The sequence below is a fragment of the uncultured Kordia sp. genome (genome assembly GCF_947496985.1).
Taxonomy (GTDB): Bacteria; Bacteroidota; Bacteroidia; order Flavobacteriales; family Flavobacteriaceae; genus Kordia.
Map to the genome: position 1 here is coordinate 60,563 of NZ_CANMEZ010000014.1, position 19,962 is coordinate 80,524.

A 19,962-nucleotide genomic window follows, 5' to 3' on the forward strand; every position below is an offset into this window, starting at 1 on the left:
TATGCTTAAAAATTGCCTATTTTTACCAAAATAATTGCCATGAACATCATTATTATTAATGGACCAAACTTGAATCTACTTGGAAAGCGTGAACCAGAAATTTACGGAAGCGCTACGTTTGAAGACTATTTTGAAGAATTACAAAAGCAATATTCAACTATAAATCTAAGTTACTACCAATCAAATGTAGAAGGTGAGTTGATTAATAAGATTCAAGAAGTTGGTTTTGAATATGATGGTATTATTTTAAATGCTGGAGCATATACACATACATCTATTGGGATTGGAGATGCTATAAAAGCGATAACTACGGCTGTAGTAGAAGTGCATATTTCTAATACATTTGGTAGAGAAGCATTCAGGCATCAATCGTACATTTCGGCGCATGCAAAAGGTGTAATCTTAGGTTTCGGAATGCAAAGCTATCAATTGGCAATTCAAAGTTTTTTATCGTAAATGAAGAAAGCATACTTCAATTGGAGCACAGGAAAAGATTCTTCGCTGGCTTTATATCATATCTTAAAAAATAAAGAATACAACGTAACACAATTAGTTACAACAGTAAATAAAGACTATGAACGTGTTTCTATGCACGGATTGCGTGAAGCATTGTTAGATGCACAAGTAGAACGTTTGCAATTACCATTACAAAAAATATACTTTCCTGCCGAAGTTTCAATGTCTAGTTATGATGCAACGATGAAAGAAGCCACAAAAAAACTTATTTATGAAGGATATCAATACGGAATCTTTGGAGATATCTTTTTAGAAGATTTACGAAATTATCGTGAAGAAAAACTCAAAGAAGTTGGTATCACAGGTGTATTTCCTTTATGGAAACAAGATACCAAGGCTTTATTAAAAGAATTACTTGTTTTAGGTTTTAAAGCAATTACAGTATGTGTAAATGCAAAACTATTAGATGAATCTTTTGTGGGAAGAGTTTTAGATGAAGACTTTCTCAACGATTTACCAGATACTGTAGATCCTTGTGGTGAAAATGGAGAATTTCACACTTTTGTATTTGATGGACCTATATTTTCTTCACCAATCGACTTTACAATTGGGGAGAAAGTGTTAAAAACATATTCGCCTTCTAAAAAAGATGAAGATAGCTGTGGTACAGACGATTCTGCTTGGGATCGAGCTTTTTGGTACTGTGATTTAATTCCAAAATAACAGAAAGTTCTTAAAAATTAACGTTTCTCTGTGAAAACTTTAATCAAGTTTTAAGAATCAGTTAAGAACAAATTAAGACAAACCCTTCCTATATTTGATTCAGAAATCAGACAATGATTTCGCGCAATTTTTTCATAGCTGAAGGTGGGATATCAGTTATTAGGTTGGTTGAGGAAAAAGTCATTCAAGTAATTGAATGACTTTTTATTTTATACTCGGTTTAATACTTCAACACTCGTCTCATTCATATATGATTAAAACTTGAAAACGTATTTCGTTAAAGTATTACTTCGCGAAAGTTTATTTTTATGATGGTTTTTTGCATTTATAATAATGCTCAACATTTCATATATCAAGCTTTTACTTATAGAGGAATAAAGAAAGCTACCGAATATGCAGATCTACTTTTTGTCTTTACTCTCATTTTAAATTGCCAAACTCCAGGTTGTGCTTGGTGATAAGTTTCATTTCTTGAAAGTGACTTCCATTCGCTTACTTTTGTATACCAAGTATTACTGTAGCCAGAAGTTCTGTATTTCAATCCAAAATAGACTCTTTTTAAAGTATTTCCTCTTATTATTCTAGCACTGTAATGTATACCAGTTGATGAGCTATAATGCGTATAATAATTCCATCCTGATTTTGCTAAATTACCTTTAGATTTAGGGTGATTAAAGGTAACTGATAATGCTGTCGAAGAATCATTCTTTTTGACATTCATTAACTCAAAAGCTAATGGGCTTTTCTCATCGTCAAGAGTGCCAACATCATTATTTTCTTCTGTTTCGTCTTTATTATTTGATAATATTTCATCGTAGTTAGTTTCGGATAAAGTGAAATTATCTTCAGAGTAAAGATTTAACAGTTCAAGATCATTTGCGTAAACTCTTATAGTTGCAGTATCTCCATGTAATGAAGATAATTCAAAATCTTTACTAAATTCGTAATCAGTTTTTGCTGAAATAGAATCGGTTTCTTCTGGGATTTCCCCTTTATTACAGCTTGTTAAAAAGGTTGAGACTAATAAAAAAATAGCAAATACACTCAAGGTGTTTTTTTTTAGTTTAGTTAGGTTAAAAGTTAATGTTTTCATGGTTATTAGAATTTTGTTTTCCTTACTCTATTTAAAAATTGGCTTTTCAGGATTTCGCCATAGTTAGGTGTAATCTTAATTTCATTTTAATGAATGAAATCACTTACAAATAACAATAAAAAGCAAGAATGTAAAAGGAAAGTAAATGACATTTTATAAAACATCAGTATAAAAAAAGCAGTGTGAAAATACAGGTAAAAGAAAAGCGAACCGAAGTTCGCTTACATTTAGTAATTTCTTGCAATAATTGAGGTTATTCACAACTATAGTAGTTCGCAAACTACTAATTATGATCGCATCCAGGAGTTAGTTGTTTCTCTTTATCGCAAGTTCCATAAGATTGAACTTGACAACAAGCAGATAATTCACTTCCGCCACCTTTAATCAAGTTTTGATTCATTACAGAAATAGGTGTTTTGTTTAGTTGTAATGTTTTAAAATTTCTTTTCTTCATGGTATCTTTTGTTTGGTTTAACAATTAATAATAAGATACATATCCAGATTGTTAACTATTTACGGGATCACCATATTTAACATTTAAAGAGTATAAAAAAACGAACCGAAGTTCGCTTTTTTTAAAAGAAAGTATCGCAAGGTTCAAAACACGATTCAACTATTAAAGTTGGCAATGCTTTTTTACCACCTTTCAATTCTTCAAATTTCAATGTTGAAATTGCTCTTTTGTTTAGTGTTAACAATTTTAAATTCTGTTTTTTCATAATAAAAAGTTTAAATATTAATTATGATAAAACTAGCTTTAAATAGAAAGGAACTATTCGTACAAAATGTACGATTTATCAAAATAGCATGCATAGTATATACTATCCACAAAAAATAAAATTTGTTCTATATTCTCTATGAGTTGAACAAACTTTAAATGTAAAAGTTACTCCGGATACTGTCTGCCCTGTAGCTGCCGCTGCTCCTGAATTTGCTAAACCACCTTTTAATAGGACGGCATTAATGTCAGAAATTGTTTTCTTGTTTAAAGCTAATGATTTCAATTGTTGTTTTTTCATTGTATAAAATTTTAAGGTTTCTATCTTCATGGGTTGAGATACACAATTCATTACCCAAAAAAGAAAAATAAACTAGGTAGAATTAAATACAGATGGACACTATATATGTAGCTTTTGGATCGTAAATATTCATCCAAAAGCTGTGATTTTAGTATATGATATAAAAAAAGCGAACCGAAGTTCGCTTTAAATTTTAATTAGCATAAAATATCTGTATGGCAAATGCATATAGAGTAATCAGTATTTGGTAAAGGAATAGGTGCTAAAGTGTGTTCAGTATCTGGTTCTACATGACAGATTTGAACGCTATAACATTTAGCTGTACGGTATATTCCACCAGTAATACTAATATTAGAAATTGATTTCTTGTTAAGCTCTAAGCTTTTTAAATTCTTTTTTCTCATGATATAGAGTTTTATGATTTTATACTTAAATGGGTTTAAATAAGAGAATCATTACCCAAAAGAGAGAATAGTTTGTTAAATAGTACGAATAGTAAAAGGGAGAAAGAAAAAAGCGAACCGAAGTTCGCTTGTGCTTTATACTATTTGGCAATAGCCTCAATAACAGAAAAATTCTTCATACTACATACTAGGTAATGATTTAAGAATCTGACAATCGTTATGATGATAACATTGCATACCTGTATTTCCTCCGTTAATTTTTGCTTGTGCAGTTTTGTCCAATTCTTGAACACCTTTTAAGTTTAAAATGTTTTTTTCATCGTATAAATTTTGGTTTAACATATACCAAATGATGAAGAAAAGTATCACCTTAAAAAGTAAGTTGACTTAAATAGGATGATTTAAGACTTATTATAGTTTTAAAAAGATTATTTCAAATACTTCTTTTCAATATAAAAAGTAGCAAACGGAATCAATGAAGCTACAAAGAAAATAACAAATCGCTTTATAGACCATTTTTGCTCACGAACTACAATGAAAGCAAAAAGTACATAGGCGATAAACAAAAACCCATGTGCCGTACCAACAATTTTATTTGGCATTGGCATTTCCATAAAATATTTTAAAGGCATTGTAATAAAAAGTGCTAAAAACGAAATACCTTCAAGTAGAGCAAGTTGTCCAAATCGTTTTGTGTTTTTAGTAGGAGTGAATGTTGTATCCATAACTAAGGAAAATGTGAATTCAAAGCATTTAGAAATATTGGTCGAATTCGGATTAAAAAACATAAAAAAAGCTGCTCAACGAGCAGCTTTTTAAAATATATATTATAAATGTATTACTTCGTCATAAGCGGCGGCAACAGCTTCCATTACTGCTTCACTCATCGTAGGATGCGGATGTACTGCTTTTAACACTTCGTGCCCTGTAGTTTCTAACTTTCTACCTAAAACAGCTTCGGCAATCATATCCGTAACTCCAGCACCAATCATATGGCAACCTAGCCATTCTCCATATTTTGCATCAAAAATTACTTTTACAAAACCTTCTTTCGTTCCACCAGCACTTGCTTTTCCAGATGCTGAGAATGGGAAGTTTCCAACTTTGATATCATAACCTTGTTCTTTTGCCTGTGCTTCCGTTAAACCAACAGATGCAATTTCAGGAGAACAATACGTACAACCAGGAATATTTCCATAATCTAAGGCTTCAACATGCATTCCTGCAATTTTCTCTACACATAGAATTCCTTCCGCAGAAGCAACATGTGCTAAAGCTTGTCCAGGTGTAACATCTCCAATAGCATAATATCCAGGGATATTAGTTTGGTAATAATCGTTTACTAATATTTTATCTCTATCTGTAGCAATTCCGACAGCTTCTAAACCAATATTTTCAATATTCGTTTTAATTCCAACAGCCGAAAGTACAATATCAGCTTCTAATACTTGTTCACCTTTCTTCGTTTTTACCGTAGCTTTTACACCATCTCCAGAAGTATCAACCGAAGTTACTTCCGCAGACGTCATAATTTTAATACCACTTTTCTTAAACGAACGTTCTAACTGTTTAGACACATCAGCATCTTCCACAGGAACAATCTTAGGCATATATTCTACAATCGTAACTTCCGTACCCATAGAGTTGTAGAAGTATGCAAACTCTACACCAATAGCTCCCGATCCTACTACGATCATCTTCTTTGGTTGCGTTGGCAAGGTCATTGCTTCTCTGTAACCAATAACTTTCTTACCATCTTGTGGCAAACTAGGTAACTCACGTGAGCGCGCTCCAGTAGCTATTACAATATGTTGTGCACTATATTCGGTAACTTTTCCGTCTTTATCTTTAACATCAATCTTCTTTCCAGCTTTTAAAGTTCCAAAACCGTTAAGTACATCAATCTTATTCTTTTTCATTAAGAACTGAACACCTTTGCTCATTCCGTCAGCAACACCACGACTACGTTGTACTACAGCGTCAAAATCCTTGTCGTATGCTGTTACTGATAATCCGTAATCTCCAGCATGTTTCAAATACTCAAAAACTTGTGCTGATTTCAATAAGGCTTTCGTTGGAATACATCCCCAATTTAAGCAAACGCCACCTAAACTTTCTTTCTCAACTACTGCAGTTTTAAACCCTAATTGAGAAGCTCTAATGGCAGTTACATATCCACCAGGACCACTTCCTAAAACGATGATATCGTATGTATTCATATCTTAAAATTTTGTTGTCTGATTTTCAAGATGCAAATTTACGGAATTCTAAGGTAACAATAAACTTTCTATACCTGTTTTTACTTCACCTTCGACTCTGCTCAGTGTAAACACTCATGGTATGTTTGTATCGCTTTGCTCTTTGTATATTAGTAAGCTAGTAATTAAGAGAAATTTATTTATACATTTATTTTGGGAGTTCCCTTTCGCTATCGCTTCAGGTCGCGCTATTCGCTACAAGTCCGCGCTCGCAAACTCGCTGTGGGCTTTCCACTGCTATCGCTAACTCGGTAGAATACTAAATACTAAATTTTGAATACTGGATGTTGAATTTTTGAGTTTACACTGAGCTTGTCGAAGTGTTGATTTGTCAATTCGTTAATTTGTTTGTTTGTCAATTCGAGCGCAGTCGAGAATACTTAGCATTGCATTTGTGATTTGGTGTATCGAGAACAGCTTAGAACTTCAAAATACTTCTCAATACTAATTTGTTTCACAAATTCACTAGAAGTGACATTTGGAGTTTTTCAATGAAGTTAGCAAACACTTTTACATTTAAAATTTAGTGTTTTACATTTTGAATTTACCTTTTTTGTAGGAAATGTAACATTTGTCTACCTTGTGACTACTAACTTTTTGTAAACACGAGTTAAGATATGGGAAAACCGAATTTGGTAATAGATAGAGTACACAACAAATTATTGTTAAACGGAGAGGTTGTAGGCGAGGTTTATTTAAGTGGTAGAGATAACTGGAGATTTCAAAAAATTTCCACTCGCAGAAGCGATAATATTATTGTAATAGATGAAATTGATAATTTTGTAGGTGTAAAGACTTCAAACATTTTTGACCAACATATACAATTTATTATTATTTCATCTAGAAAAGAATTAGAAAATTATTTTAATAATATATTCATGAATTCTTATGTCATGTTAAAAAAACGTGGTTATGAGAATGGATTGGAATTATTTTTTTCGGCTGACTCCAAAAAATGGAATTTTAATTTTAGTTTAAAACTTTTTACTGATACTTTTTTTCAGTCTCTACTAAAAAATCAAAGATTTTTATATGCTTATGACGGTCAAATTGATGAAAATAAAATTATTAAAGGAATTTTGCTATATAAATCTATAGATAAACAAAAAGATATTAATATTCTTTATTATGAAGTCATAAATTTACTCAAATTAGAAATTGAATCAATAATATCAAGATTGACCCAAGAACAAAGTATTAAAAGCAATAATCTAACAAACACTTTCACATTCCCACCAGAAATCCAATCTTCCTGCGAACAATACTTAATTTACTTTGCAACGTTTTTAAAAGACATTGGCATCAATGCAGAAACAAATATCGAATCTAAAGCACATGAAACTTTATTTACAGTAATTCCCGAAAATGGAGAAGAAGCATTAGACAACATTAAAGAAGCGTTACAAATGTATTTGTCACTTCCTGAAAGTCCAGAGTTTGAGAGTATAGTTACTGGGTTTCTAGATGTTGGCGCACAACAATTAGCTTCGCAGGTTTTATTTTTAAAGTCGCAACTTATGATGGCAAACTCAGCTATTCAATTAAAAGATGCAACAATCAAGAGTTTAAATATGACAATCTATCAACAAAGTTTACTTATAGAAAAAGATCAAACTAAAAAAGAAAACGAAGAAAAATTTGCAGGTGGCTTAGTGAGAGTTGGTGAGTTAAAAATAAAAAACTTCACGTTTGACCTACCAGAATTATTAAGGCGAATCAAACGAAAATTTAAATAACGAATAACGAATTTAAAATGTAAAACGCTAAATTTAAAATCTGTCACATCGAGCATTATTTGAGATCAAAATACTTTTTGATTAAAAATACTTAACGAAGTTATCGAGATGCAAACCCAAAAGCCCAAATAGACAACCAATACTAATCCCTAATACCTTCAAAATATGAAACTCCTCATCATCGGCGCATCAGGCTCAGGAACTACAACACTTGGAAAAGCACTTTCTAAAGCCACAGACTTTACACACTTAGATGTAGATGATTATTATTGGAAAGTAACAAACCCACCATTTCAATTGAAAGAAGAAATGGCAGTTCGTACCAAAAACCTACAAGTTGAGTTTGAAAAACATGAAAATGTTATCGTCAGTGGTTCGTTGGTAAGTTGGGGAACGTATTGGCAAACAGCTTTCGATTTAGTAGTGTTTGTCACTTTAGACAAAGAAATCCGATTGCAACGACTCAAACAACGTGAAGTTGAACGTTACGGAGACAAACTACAAACGGATGCAATTATACAAGAACGTTCACAAGCATTTTTGGCGTGGGCAACACGTTATGACGATTTCAAATTTACAGGACGTTCTATCAAGATTCATCGTGATTGGTTAAACTCACTTTCGTGTGAAATCGTTGAAATTGATAGTGAGGTAGCTTTAGAAAAAAATATGAGTCATGTGTTACAATTCTTCAAACCTCATTACTAATAGGATTGAATTCCATATCTTAATTACAAGAATTTAAATTATATCTAATTCCATTTATGCCAATTTCAGACAAACGAAAACATCAACTTGCTTCCTGTAAAATATGTCAATTAAGAGATTTTGAACCCGAAGTTGGAATAACCTGTGCATTGACCAAAAAAGTTGCTGATTTTGAAAATGAATGCTCTTCTATACAAATTGATTTTGAAGTATTGGATGACAAACAAGTTGAAGTGCATAATACAATCATGAATTATATAAAGACCAACTTTAGGTTATATGGACTTCGAAAAAAAGACTACTTACAACCCAATCATCCGATTCAAAAAAAATACAATCACAAGAAAAACACCCACAATCTTACATTTAAAGAAATTCTACAACCAAGTGTTTTATTTGGAATTGGTATGTTGGCATTATTTGTGTTTTCAACGCTTGCTCTACAAACAGAAAGTGGTTTGAAATTCTTATTTGGGTTTTTAGCTTTTGTGGCAGTATGTTTTACAATTGCAAGAGGAGTAATCGATTATTATACGCCAGCTAAAAATAGAATCACTACCGATGAACTTGGTTTTACATATAAAGAAAAACGATTTTTTTGGCATGACATTGTTGATTATCGTATTTTGGAAAGAAGAGGGAAAAGAGGCTTTTTTAATCTCATAATTGGAACCATTTATGGAGACGTACATTCGTTTGATTTATTGTATGTCAAAATAACTCCAGACGAACTTATCGAAATTTTAAATTTAAATAGAAAAGACTATTTTACACGTTTTGAACGCAATCTACCTGAAATATTTTAATGTATATTAGCTAGATATAAATTGTAGTTACCTATGAGAAACTGTATTTCATGCTACCAACAAATAACAGATGATGTTAACTTCTGTCCACACTGTGGAGCAAAACAGTCACAATTACACACACAAGAAGAAGTTCGCGCAACGCATCAAGAAACAGAAAACAAACCAGTCGTTATCATTATTGTGCTTGCCATTTTAACAATTTGTGGTTCAATATTTACCATTGGACGTGCCGTATTATACGAATTGGTAGGTTCTATGGCTAATGACGATGGCATCATGATAAGAGCTGGAATTTATGTATTTGCTTCTATAGGAACAATAGCTGGCGCAATTATGATGTTGCTTAAAAAAATGAATGGTTTGTATCTGTATACTGTCTGTCAAATAATATACATTATCGCAGCTACATTTGCAGCTATAGCGCACAATTCAAAAGAAAATTTAGCGTCAGTTATCTTTGTTTTCTTTGTAGCGCCTTCAATTTTATTTTTAATATTTTACTGGATAAAAGATGTTCGTAAACATTTAAAATAGTTTCTATTTATGATAACAATTATGAAATGGAAAACCTTTAGGAATACCTGTAACATAATAACGGTGAGCGATCAAAAAATACGATATGCAATACTTTTAATTTTCATTATTTTTTGTCAGAGTTGTGAAGAAAATTTTAAAGGAGGAAAAGTATACAGTACAGAAAGTGAAGTGCATATATTAGATGATATTTTGAATGAAGATCAACAGCGTTTTAAGATTATTTCAGATTCTGTTTCTCCAAATGATGCATATGTCTATATTCATTATAAAGACAAAGCAATAAAAAACGAATTAGATGCTGTTGTAAATATACAAACAAACGAATATTGGGCTGTTGTAAAAAATAATCAAGCAAATGAAAATTTGACAGAAGGACGTATTCCGTCGGCATATAAAATAAAAGGTTGAACGCAAGAAAATGAATTGTTATTGACCAAAAACCAATCAAAAAATATACAAGTAGGATATATTAAAAAGTTAACAACTGGCAATAATATCAATGGTGTGAAAATCATAATTTCAGAAAACTAAAATAAATACTATTACCATAAACAATTCATACAATGTATTTCAGTTTTAACTTCAAAAGTTCAACCTTATTAATTTTCTTTATTCATGGACTGATATTTACATTATTATTACTGTATAAAGGTATTCGGAACGAAAACAAATCTAGTTTTTGGCTAGCATCGTTTATCTTTTTATGTTCGCTATATATTGCGCCTTTTATGTTGGGTTATGCAGGTTGGTATGGTAAAGATACATATCGGGAAATATTATTTTTTATACCATTTCAGCAGTTATTTCTCATACCACCTTTACTATATTTTTATGTAAAAAGTTCGCTTACAATTTCGTTTCGATTTCAGAAGAAAGATTGGGTACATTTTATTCCTGCTATACTATACGCACTATATAGTTTGATTGTGTGGATAACAGACGTATTAGTGTTAGATGAATTTTACTTTTATGCAGATGGACGCGATAAAGATTTATCACTTTGGTATCAAATTTCAGGTTTCTTCATGCTAGTGTTCTATCTATTTCAATGCCTAAAACTGTATACAGCTTATAAAAAGGAAACTTACGAAACGGTAAGTTATGCAGATACTATTTTGTACGCATGGATTCAACGATTTTTAATTGCTTTTTTAGGATTATTATTAATTCGAGTTTTATTCTTTATTCTCAATCCTGAATGGGCAAACTTTGGAAGAAAGTACTGGTATTATCTCTGTTTTTCAGTTCTATTTTATTACATCGCGCTTAGTGGATATATTCATATTATAAAAATGCATGCTTCTTTTCAACCAAGATTGTCCACAACTTTTTCTGAGGATTTTCTAGCGGAAGCGGAAAAAGAAAAAATAACACCGTCAAATACGGAAACGATGGAAGCTGAAATTACGGGAGTTGATGAAAACCTGAAAAACCAATTGGAAGATTTGATGATTGAAAAGATGATTTTTAAGAATCCAAATTTAACCTTGTTTGATGTCGCCAAATTACTTGAAACGCACCCGAAAAAAGTATCAAATATCATTAATAAAGGTTTTAAAGTAAACTTTAACGACTTTGTGAATTCGTACAGAACAGAAGAAGTCATCAAAAAAGTTACTTCTGATGAAAATGATTTGAAAACCTTATTAGGAATTGCATTGGACTCTGGATTTAACTCAAAATCAACGTTTAACAGGGCTTTTAAAAAACATACACAGCAAACTCCTAAAGAATATTTTAGCAAAAAAGTATAAAAAAGACGTGTCAAATCACGATTTGGCGCGCTTTTAATAATAAATACTGACACATTTGTAGCATCAAAAAACGCAAAACAGTATTTCATGAAGTCAAATGTATTATGCTTAGCATTTTTGCTAATATTCGGAGTTGCTTTTGGACAGAGAATAACCAAAGAACAACAGATCAAGTTAGATGAAATTACCATCAAAGATGTTCCAAAAGGCGGTCCAGGAATTGCCGTTGGAATTATTCAAAATGGTCATGTTGCATATGAAAACTACGCAGGCTTTGCCAATTTGAAAGACAGTATTCGTATTGGGAAAAGCACACGTTTCAACATTGCATCTAATGGAAAACAATTTACAGCGTTTGCTGTTTTAGTCTTAGCAGAAAAAAGCAAACTAAACTTAAAAGATGATATTAGAAAATACCTTCCGAATCTGTATAAAAATATTAAAAAACCAATTAAAATTGAACACTTAATAAACCATTCTAGCGGAATTCGTGATATATATGATTTATGGAGTTTACAAGGGGTTACTTGGTGGAAACAAAAGTTTGACAATGCTGACGCGATGCAATTATTAGAAAAGCAAAACGATTTAAACTTTGAACCAGGCAGCAAACATTCATACAGTAATTCTAATTATATCATCCTAACACAAGTCATAGAAAAAGTGACCGGACAAAGTTTTGTTAGCTATACAGATGCACTTTTTAAATCTTTAGGAATGCCAAATACTTCGTTTGTTTCAGATTATACAAACATTAAAGAACCAATTGCAAAACCATATTTTAATTTTAATACATGGACAACTTACAATTGGACCTGTAGTATTCATGGAGATGGAAATTTGTTTACTACATTGGAAGATCAATTACAGTGGGAGAAAATTATTCAAACTAAAAAAAGTACTGTTTTTTCGAAAGCTATCTTAGAGAAAAGTCAGGGACTAATTGAAAATACAAACATTGAAAATTATGGATATGGATTGGAATTTGGCGAATTTAGAAATGTACCATACACATTTCATGCTGGATCAACAGGCGCTTGGAAGGCATATGTAACTCGTTTTCCTTCTAAAAAAATTTCTATCATCACAATTATAAATAGTGGGAAAATTGACCCAACTGGACAAACTTTAGAAATGGCAACAGTTCTATTAAATAAAACCAACGAAAAAGAAACGTTCAGAATTACACCAGAGAAAATAGGAGCAAAGGTTACTATTGAAGATGTTTTGGGTATTTATAGAACAAAAGGTGGATACATTATGAAGTTTGAAGAGCGAGATGGGGATTTATACATGTTACGTTCAGGGAGAAATGATATGAAATTACTACGCGAAGCTGACAATGTATTTCATCAATGGAATGATGCACCTTTTAAACAAGAATTTACAAAAAACGAAAATGGAGTGTTGCAAGTAACAGTGTATTACCCAAGTGTAGCACCTTTTACGCTAACACGTATTGAAAGTGATTTAAGTAGGTTTGATTTTAAAACCTTAAGTGGAACATTTTACAATGAAGAAACAGATGTTTCTTTTTCTATAAAGTATGTAAAAGATCAAGCATATGAGGTGAAATTTGGTAAGAAAAAGAAAAGCGGATTGTTAGTATATGCAAACGAAATGTTAGTAGACGATTACAACCTTTCATTTGAAAAAGATGCTAATGGCACTATTAATGAAATACGTGTGACATCTGGAAGAATTCAGAATGTTCGTTTTGTTCGGAAATAATAAGTAAACATAAAAAATACAAGGAGGCTTTCTAAAAAGTAATATAAAACGTCATTCTGGATCAAATTCGGTTTGACGAAAATTCAACTTTTTAGTCAGCTTCTTTTTTATAGAACATTTTCAAGAAAAAGAAGTTGTTTTGAAACGAAATACAAAAAAATACTACCAATATTTTAGTACATAAACAGTATTTTAAAAAAGGATATAAATTTCATTTTCACAACACTTAGAAAAACTATATCTTGAGAATTGTACGAATAAGGTATTTTATGAAAAACTGTTTAGAACAAAAAAGAGTTAACAATACATTTGTGATCATAGTTTCAGTTTTATTAGAACGCATTAGTTATTATGGAGTTCGTTCAATGTTGATATTATATATGATTGGTGAAACGCTTCAAATAGCACATTATGAAGCAATCACTATTTACCAATACATGTTAATCTTCTTACTCTTTTCACAATTATTAGGAGGAATTTTTGGAGATTTTGTATTAAAGAATAAAAAATCAATCCTAATTGGAGGAATAGTAGCAGTTTTAGGGTGTGTACTTTTTTGTATCCCAAACATCAATATGATGTATTTAGGAATACTATTTTTGACATTGGGCTCTGGATTTTTAAAACCTAATATGTTAGCTGCGTATGGAAAGACATATTACAATGATAAACAATATTTAGACACAGCTTTTTCGCTTTATCACTTAGTTGTAAATATAGGTGCTTTCATTGGTGTTTTACTATTTGCATACATAAGTGATTCCTTTGGATTCCTTGTTGGATTTGGATTTGCAGGAGTATTATATTTACTAACAGCTTTAGTATCATTTGCAATATCTGAAACAGATGAAAAACTTCAATACAATCAACAAAGTGCTTCAAGTTATGCTATACTCTATATTGTAATTGCTATGGTGACTTCTGTAGCTTTTTGGGCATTGTATGAGATGTCTGGAACATCTAGGTATATGTTGGGAGCTGATGAAAGCTTTATGAGTCAGTTAAGCGCATATTTTTCAAAAGAAATACTAGATTATATTGATGCTGTTTTTTTAATTCCCCTACTAATTATATTTGGCGGTATTTGGTTAAAATTTCATCGATCTCAATTTTTGAAAATTGCATTAGGATTTCTTTTTGGATCGCTGGCACTATTTCAGTTTTCTCAAATATCTATAGGTAATTTTCAAGAAAATATAGTTTACTTATTCAGCGGAATATTCTTTTACAGTTTAGCAGAAATATACATAGTAGTGATAACTTTTTCTATAATTACACGGTACACAAATCCTAAATATCTAACAACGATAATGGCTTTGCTTGCTAGTCTTATAGGAGCTATAGTGTATCTTGTAAATCCTATAACTTCATTTTTGTTTAATAATGATCCTTCATTAAGTACGTATGTTGGATTAAGCATTTCTATAGCAATTACAGTCATGTTGTTTTTAGGCTTTTTCTTTGGGAAAAAAATCTCAAAGACGAATGGATAAATTCAAAAAATACAGTAAAAATATCTTAATCGCCTTTGTTTTGTTATTCGTATTTAAGGGGTTTTTATATCAAAAACTAGTGAATTATGCTAAAACTGATACAAGAAAAGACTATGCAATTACCAATCAAAAACTTATCAAAACCATTGAAAAAGAAATAGCAGGAAAAGAACTAACTATTGATGCTATTATTAATTGTAGTTTGAAGCTTACGGCAAAACATTTAAAGTTTAAATTAGAAGAAACTTCAAACAATCCGAATATCAATTTTGAAACGCAAAAAGCACATTGTGTAGGTTATGCAGCTTTATGTAATAGTATTGGAAACTACATTTTGGAAAAGAAACAACTAGCAAATACATACAAATTTACACATGTTGTTGGAAAGATAGAATTTTTAGGATTTGATACACATCAACTATTTAAAAGTCCATTCTTTAAAGATCACGATTACAATGAAATCATTCATAAACAAACTGGTGAAAAGCAATTCATTGATGCAAGTGTATATGATTATACTTGGATAAAGCGTATAAGATCTAATTAAATAAAAGAATTTCTAAATTAAACTATGCAAAAAATCACAGGTCAAAAGCATCCGAAAAAAGCATTTATATATGGACTAGCTGTTATGTCATAACTTCCAGTTCCTAGAGTTGAAAACGGTTCTGTAGAAATCTCAAAACGTCCTTCAATATACTTGCTTTGAATATCATGAAGTAGTATCGTAAATGCTCTGTTGACTACAAACTGATTTGAAACACCACTAATATTTGGAACTTATATTCCAAGTGGTGCTAAAGCTGTAAAATTGACAAAATCATACTTAGATAAACATGAAAAGGTTAAAAGATGTAAACTTTCTAGTATTTTACATCTTTTAAATAAGATTAACAATTAGAATTAACAGAGCCTACAACACAATCATTATTAGATTGTAAACTATAACCTGTTGTATTTCCGCAAGGAGAATCCTCTCTTGTACGCGGTCTTCCATGTGTGGAGCAAGTAGCTTCATAGCAACTCATATGTAAGGTATTAGGACAGTCGGTTTCAATAATAGTAACATTATTATATGGATTTGTTGTAATATCTGTTCCTCCAAAGAGATGAAGTGTTTTAAAATGTATAATTTTTGATTTGGTCAAGTGTAACTTTCGTTGTTGCTTTTTCATGAGTACGTATAATTAAAAAATTCAATAACTAAAACTACAGATTGTTCGCTAACTCACTAAAAATATAAATGAAAAATAATGTTCAATTCCGTGAATTGAACATTATTTTTCCTCAGTAGCACGTACTTTTTTAATAAAGTAAGAAGGTTTCAAACCCGTTTTCTTTTGAAATGCTCTCAAAAAAGCGCCAGAATTGGTAAAACCAGCTTCTTGAGCAATGGCTTTAATAGTATACTTTTTATACATTTCGTCATTCTGAATGCGATCAATAGTATAATCTACACGTAAATCGTTGATGTAATTGGTAAAAGTTTTATTCTTATGTGAATTGATAATTTTGGAAAGATATTTAGAATTTGTTTGTGCAATTTTGGCAACTTCATGTAATGAAATTTGATTGGTTAAATACAGTTTTTTAACTTCAAACATGCGCAATCGTTCCAAAATGGTTTCTGTCGTACTAGCATCTAATTCAACAGAATTTTCAAGAGTATCTTTTGTGTCAGGAATATTTTCTTTTTGTTCTATTTTGTAGCGTTCTTGCTGAGAAATAATTGCATCAAAACGCTTTTGGTATTGTATTCGCAATCGATAATAATAAAACAGAATTAAAAGTCCTAAAATGCTAATAAAAGCACCAATTCCAATGCTCCATCGAAGTTTCTGATTGGTTTGTTTAGAATCTTCCGTTAAGTTTACAATTAAGGTTTCTTTCTCATCTAACAATCGCGGAATATCATATTCTTTTACAATAGTTTGCGATAATTCTTTGTATTGTAAATGATGAATGCTGTCAAGTTTTAATAATCTATTTGTATAATATAATTGCAGGGTTTTATCATCTTTTTGCTTGGCATTTTTAATCAAAAACTCATACGATTCACGTAGTGGTAATAAAATATCCGATTCATTTGAAAAAGCAGTATCAATCTTTCTAAAATAATACAAAGCTTTTTCAGATTTACCAATGGCATCATAACTTTTTCCAACATAAAATTCACCAATAAGTTGATCTAATTTGTGCAAATTTGGCAATGCCTTTTCAATACTATCTATAGCTGCAAGATGATTTCCACTAATTGATAAATTAATACCTTCATTCACTACAAAATGATAATACAAAGGCAATTGTTCGTTTTTTAGCGTTAATGCAATGCCTTCTGTATTCATTGCTGTTGCTTTTGCATGCTGACCACTTTCATAATATATGCTTGATAATTGAAACAAAATATCATGTCGTACATTTTTGGTTGATTCAAATTCTAAACAATCCAAAAACGTTTGCTCGGCGCTTTCATAATCACCAATAGTACGTTGCATAAAACCAATATTGTATTTGGCATCGTAATAAAAAACATTATGTCTGTTCTTTAGCGTTTTTTCAGCAAGTAAATAATTATCTAAAGCCTTAGCATAGTCATTTTCATAATAAAATAGTGTTCCTTTTGCTAAATAGAAGTGTGCAGGAAATTCTTCATGTTTTAAGTTTTTGGTATACAAAATTGCACTATCCAAATATTGAATTTTTTTTGTGAAATCGGAAGTCGTTTTTCGTAGAAAGTAAAACCCTTTTCCAATACGTAAACTATCATTTTTCGCTTTCGCGCGATTAAAAAAAGCATTGGTATAGGTTTGATATATTTCAGGATTCTTCGTATTTGCTGCAATTTGTGTTTCTAATTCTTTAAATGATGCACGTGTGAGTGAATCTGTTGCTTGTTGTCCGTAAAGAGTGCAACTAAAACATAGAATGATCAAGAAATATCGATACGAAAACATATATGATTTTTTGGTAATGCTAATATATCCATATCGTGTAAAATAATAAATTGAACAAAGGAGAACTTTTAGTTCAATTCACGGAAATGAACATTTCTTTTGTTGAATTGTGTATGAAAATGTATGTACTTCGTTAGCAGAAATAGAAAGTGTATTTGCGCAAAAACTAAATGAACTTGTGAAAATCTTACAAGGAGAATTCAAATTTAGACACTTTCAATAAGTATTAATTCAAAACATAAAAAGATGAAAAAAAGAAATTTAAAATCACTTAAACTAAACAAGAAATTTATTTCAAACTTTAAAAGTATAGAAATTAGAGGAGGACTTAGCGGATTGACACGCTGTGGCTGTCCTGCTCCGGAAAGAACAAATTCATGTCAAGAACCACTTAGTCGAACAGATCAAGTAACTTGTTTAGGATGTTATTAGGAGGATTTAGTTTCCAAGTATAAATTTTATGGAAAAGCGAGCTTAAGTTCGCTTTTCTCTATAATCTCAATTATAAAAGTTTAAAGATCTTCCGTAAAATGTCGTTTACCTTTTTCTTTACTAAACTTGTCTTTATTATAGGTTGAAGATTGTCCTTTTGGAATAGACAACGATGTCCATTGTTCACCACGAATTAATTTAGCAACATAGACTAATTGTCCAATATGATACGGATAATGACATAATTGACGTGTGATAGCTTCCAAAACAGTATGTCCTTGATTTCGAATATAAATAATACGAGAAACATCTTTAGGTTGTAATGGATTAATTGCATCAAACAAACAATTCCAACCTTTTTCCCAAGCGGTAATCATTTCGGCTTTCGTTTTGTAGGTAGCTTCAAACTCTGTATCACGATGTCTCCATTCCTTTTCACCATCTTCCGTAAGGAAATTTGTCCAACGACTCAACATATTGCCAACAATATGTTTTACAATTATAGCAATACTGTTGCTATCTTCATTTTGTTGCCAATGAATATCTTCTTCCCGTAATTGGGCAAAAGTTTTATCACCAACACTTTTATAATAGGCAAATTGTTTGCGTGTACTTTCTAAATAATTTTCAGAAACAGAACTCATGAGACGTAGATTTTTTGATTAAAATAGGCTTTCAAATAGCTTTTTAGATCTTCAGTTTCTACAGTATCATCTAATTGAAGAGTATGAACAACTTGCTCATTTTTACTATTAGAAAACGTAATATCCACTGTGTCAGAAACAACATGAATACGCTCTATTTTGTGTACAGGAATTTTAAATTGTGAAATTTTATAACGTCTTTGAAAAAGGTGAATTACCGATCCGATCAATAAACCACTGTAAATTATTTCCAATTTTCCCGTTAAGAAATACATGATTATGGTTAATATAGCCAATGCAACAGTCACATATAGAATGTGATCAAAAATATAGGAAAAAGTCAACTTAGGATTTTCAGTTTCTTCCAATATTTCACAAGTTTCCCAATTTCCATGATCACTGAAATAGAAAAATTCTTCATTAATATTCAAATAGCCTTTTCTTAAAACAAAATAGCGTTTCTCCATGTAGTAAATATACAGAAAAGATATATTTTGTATTTAATTATAAATGTTGAATTCTAAATTTTAAATGAAAACTAATATGTTAACAATCCATAAAGTCTAGTTACCTAATAATCTAGCAATTTCTGTCTGTAACTTTGGAATCACTTGTTCTTCAAACCAAGGATTTTTGCTCAACCAAAAACGATTCCTAGGTGATGGATGTGGTAATGGAAAATATGTTGGAAGATAACTTTCGTAATTTGAAACGGTTTCCGTTAGTGTTTTCTTAGCTTTTTCTTGTAGATAATATTTTTGTGCATATTGCCCAACTAGTAACACCAATTTGGCTTTTTCCATCTTTGCTAGTAATTGTTTGTGCCAAGCTTCAGCACATTCTTTTCTAGGAGGCAAATCGCCCGATTTTCCCTTTCCAGGATAACAAAATCCCATAGGAATTAAGGCAATATTCTTTGCATCATAAAAAACATCGTCAGAAACATTTAACCATTTTCTAAGTCGTTTCCCGCTCATGTCATTCCATGGAATACCATTCTGATGTACTTTCAAACCAGGCGCTTGTCCAATTAAAATAATTTTAGACGATTCATGCGCAGACAAAATAGGATTAACACCAAGTGGCAAATGATCTTTACAAATAGTACAACCCAATATCTCATCTAATAAATTTTCCATATATTTTTTTGTTTGAAAAATGTTTCGTTAACATCACTGCGAAAAGCGAAAACGCCGTAGCAGTTTAATAAT

The 19,962-nt window shown here is 31.0% G+C and carries 25 protein-coding genes; 12 read left to right on the forward strand and 13 right to left on the reverse strand.

The features are described 5' to 3' along the window. Positions 1-39: 39 nt before the first annotated feature. Positions 40-456, forward strand: coding sequence for a type II 3-dehydroquinate dehydratase (aroQ, locus tag Q0828_RS23325; protein WP_298427491.1), 417 nt, complete (start codon positions 40-42; stop codon positions 454-456). Beyond that, entirely contained in the window at positions 457-1,179 is a 723-nt protein-coding gene (locus Q0828_RS23330) for a diphthine--ammonia ligase (protein ID WP_298427494.1), read from the forward strand. A 364-nt stretch (positions 1,180-1,543) separates the two neighbouring features. Here Q0828_RS23330 and Q0828_RS23335 read toward each other — a convergent pair whose 3' ends face one another. The 8 genes from Q0828_RS23335 to lpdA all read right to left on the reverse strand — a co-directional run bounded on the left by Q0828_RS23335 (position 1,544) and on the right by lpdA (position 5,914). Continuing rightward, on the reverse strand, positions 1,544-2,272 hold the full coding sequence (locus Q0828_RS23335) for a hypothetical protein (protein ID WP_298427497.1): 729 nt from the start codon (positions 2,270-2,272) through the stop codon (positions 1,544-1,546). 283 nt (positions 2,273-2,555) lie between these two features. Further along, the gene (locus Q0828_RS23340) at positions 2,556-2,726 is read right to left on the reverse strand and encodes a hypothetical protein (protein ID WP_298427501.1); all 171 of its coding nucleotides are present in this window, start codon (positions 2,724-2,726) and stop codon (positions 2,556-2,558) included. A 121-nt stretch (positions 2,727-2,847) separates the two neighbouring features. Beyond that, a complete protein-coding gene (locus Q0828_RS23345; RefSeq protein ID WP_298427504.1) occupies positions 2,848-2,991 on the reverse strand; it encodes a hypothetical protein in 144 nt (47 codons plus the stop codon). 102 nt (positions 2,992-3,093) lie between these two features. Continuing rightward, entirely contained in the window at positions 3,094-3,291 is a 198-nt protein-coding gene (locus tag Q0828_RS23350; RefSeq protein WP_298427507.1) for a hypothetical protein, read from the reverse strand. Positions 3,292-3,488: 197 nt separating this feature from the next. Then, positions 3,489-3,695 carry a hypothetical protein gene (locus Q0828_RS23355; protein WP_298427509.1) on the reverse strand — a complete coding sequence of 69 codons (207 nt, stop codon included), beginning with the start codon at positions 3,693-3,695 and terminating at the stop codon, positions 3,489-3,491. A 180-nt stretch (positions 3,696-3,875) separates the two neighbouring features. Next, positions 3,876-4,037: a hypothetical protein gene (locus Q0828_RS23360; RefSeq protein WP_298427510.1), complete on the reverse strand. Its 162-nt coding sequence runs from the start codon at positions 4,035-4,037 to the stop codon at positions 3,876-3,878. An 86-nt stretch (positions 4,038-4,123) separates the two neighbouring features. Continuing rightward, positions 4,124-4,420, reverse strand: a complete 297-nt coding sequence (locus Q0828_RS23365) for a DUF3817 domain-containing protein (protein WP_298427512.1) — start codon at positions 4,418-4,420, stop codon at positions 4,124-4,126. A gap of 102 nt (positions 4,421-4,522) precedes the next feature. Next, positions 4,523-5,914, reverse strand: coding sequence for a dihydrolipoyl dehydrogenase (lpdA, locus tag Q0828_RS23370; RefSeq protein ID WP_298427516.1), 1,392 nt, complete (start codon positions 5,912-5,914; stop codon positions 4,523-4,525). Positions 5,915-6,570: 656 nt separating this feature from the next. On the opposite strand from lpdA, the gene Q0828_RS23375 reads away from it, so the two are divergent. From Q0828_RS23375 to Q0828_RS23415, 9 genes are all read left to right on the forward strand, one after another. Continuing rightward, positions 6,571-7,689, forward strand: coding sequence for a hypothetical protein (locus Q0828_RS23375; RefSeq protein ID WP_298427519.1), 1,119 nt, complete (start codon positions 6,571-6,573; stop codon positions 7,687-7,689). Between the two features lie 165 nt (positions 7,690-7,854). Continuing rightward, positions 7,855-8,397 (forward strand): AAA family ATPase, encoded by a 543-nt coding sequence (locus Q0828_RS23380; RefSeq protein ID WP_298427522.1) that lies wholly within the window; start codon positions 7,855-7,857, stop codon positions 8,395-8,397. A gap of 56 nt (positions 8,398-8,453) precedes the next feature. After that, positions 8,454-9,203: a hypothetical protein gene (locus tag Q0828_RS23385; RefSeq protein WP_298427525.1), complete on the forward strand. Its 750-nt coding sequence runs from the start codon at positions 8,454-8,456 to the stop codon at positions 9,201-9,203. Between the two features lie 33 nt (positions 9,204-9,236). Next, complete coding sequence (locus Q0828_RS23390) at positions 9,237-9,740, forward strand: hypothetical protein (RefSeq protein ID WP_298427528.1); 504 nt, start codon at positions 9,237-9,239, stop codon at positions 9,738-9,740. A 21-nt stretch (positions 9,741-9,761) separates the two neighbouring features. Continuing rightward, the gene (locus Q0828_RS23395) at positions 9,762-10,151 is read left to right on the forward strand and encodes a hypothetical protein (RefSeq protein WP_298427530.1); all 390 of its coding nucleotides are present in this window, start codon (positions 9,762-9,764) and stop codon (positions 10,149-10,151) included. Between the two features lie 155 nt (positions 10,152-10,306). Next, positions 10,307-11,497 (forward strand): helix-turn-helix domain-containing protein, encoded by a 1,191-nt coding sequence (locus Q0828_RS23400; RefSeq protein ID WP_298427534.1) that lies wholly within the window; start codon positions 10,307-10,309, stop codon positions 11,495-11,497. Positions 11,498-11,584: 87 nt separating this feature from the next. After that, the gene (locus tag Q0828_RS23405) at positions 11,585-13,228 is read left to right on the forward strand and encodes a serine hydrolase domain-containing protein (RefSeq protein WP_298427538.1); all 1,644 of its coding nucleotides are present in this window, start codon (positions 11,585-11,587) and stop codon (positions 13,226-13,228) included. A 269-nt stretch (positions 13,229-13,497) separates the two neighbouring features. Further along, positions 13,498-14,721, forward strand: a complete 1,224-nt coding sequence (locus Q0828_RS23410; protein WP_298427541.1) for an MFS transporter — start codon at positions 13,498-13,500, stop codon at positions 14,719-14,721. Further along, positions 14,714-15,268: a hypothetical protein gene (locus Q0828_RS23415; protein ID WP_298427544.1), complete on the forward strand. Its 555-nt coding sequence runs from the start codon at positions 14,714-14,716 to the stop codon at positions 15,266-15,268. Before Q0828_RS23410 ends, Q0828_RS23415 begins: the two co-directional genes overlap by 8 nt. 343 nt (positions 15,269-15,611) lie before the next feature. Here Q0828_RS23415 and Q0828_RS23420 read toward each other — a convergent pair whose 3' ends face one another. Then, positions 15,612-15,896 carry a hypothetical protein gene (locus tag Q0828_RS23420; protein ID WP_298427547.1) on the reverse strand — a complete coding sequence of 95 codons (285 nt, stop codon included), beginning with the start codon at positions 15,894-15,896 and terminating at the stop codon, positions 15,612-15,614. A gap of 102 nt (positions 15,897-15,998) precedes the next feature. Further along, positions 15,999-17,675 carry a helix-turn-helix domain-containing protein gene (locus Q0828_RS23425; RefSeq protein WP_298427550.1) on the reverse strand — a complete coding sequence of 559 codons (1,677 nt, stop codon included), beginning with the start codon at positions 17,673-17,675 and terminating at the stop codon, positions 15,999-16,001. Positions 17,676-17,921: 246 nt separating this feature from the next. Here Q0828_RS23425 and Q0828_RS23430 point away from each other — a divergent pair, with 246 nt between their 5' ends. After that, positions 17,922-18,107 (forward strand): hypothetical protein, encoded by a 186-nt coding sequence (locus Q0828_RS23430; RefSeq protein WP_298427553.1) that lies wholly within the window; start codon positions 17,922-17,924, stop codon positions 18,105-18,107. 80 nt (positions 18,108-18,187) lie between these two features. Here the strand turns inward: Q0828_RS23430 and Q0828_RS23435 are convergent, their stop codons facing one another. From Q0828_RS23435 to Q0828_RS23445, 3 genes are all read right to left on the reverse strand, one after another. Next, a complete protein-coding gene (locus Q0828_RS23435; protein WP_298427556.1) occupies positions 18,188-18,751 on the reverse strand; it encodes a DUF1572 domain-containing protein in 564 nt (187 codons plus the stop codon). Further along, positions 18,748-19,218: a hypothetical protein gene (locus Q0828_RS23440; protein WP_298427559.1), complete on the reverse strand. Its 471-nt coding sequence runs from the start codon at positions 19,216-19,218 to the stop codon at positions 18,748-18,750. The genes Q0828_RS23435 and Q0828_RS23440 overlap by 4 nt, the downstream gene beginning before the upstream one ends. Positions 19,219-19,314: 96 nt before the next feature. Continuing rightward, positions 19,315-19,890, reverse strand: a complete 576-nt coding sequence (locus tag Q0828_RS23445) for a uracil-DNA glycosylase family protein (protein WP_298427562.1) — start codon at positions 19,888-19,890, stop codon at positions 19,315-19,317. Positions 19,891-19,962: the final 72 nt, after the last annotated feature.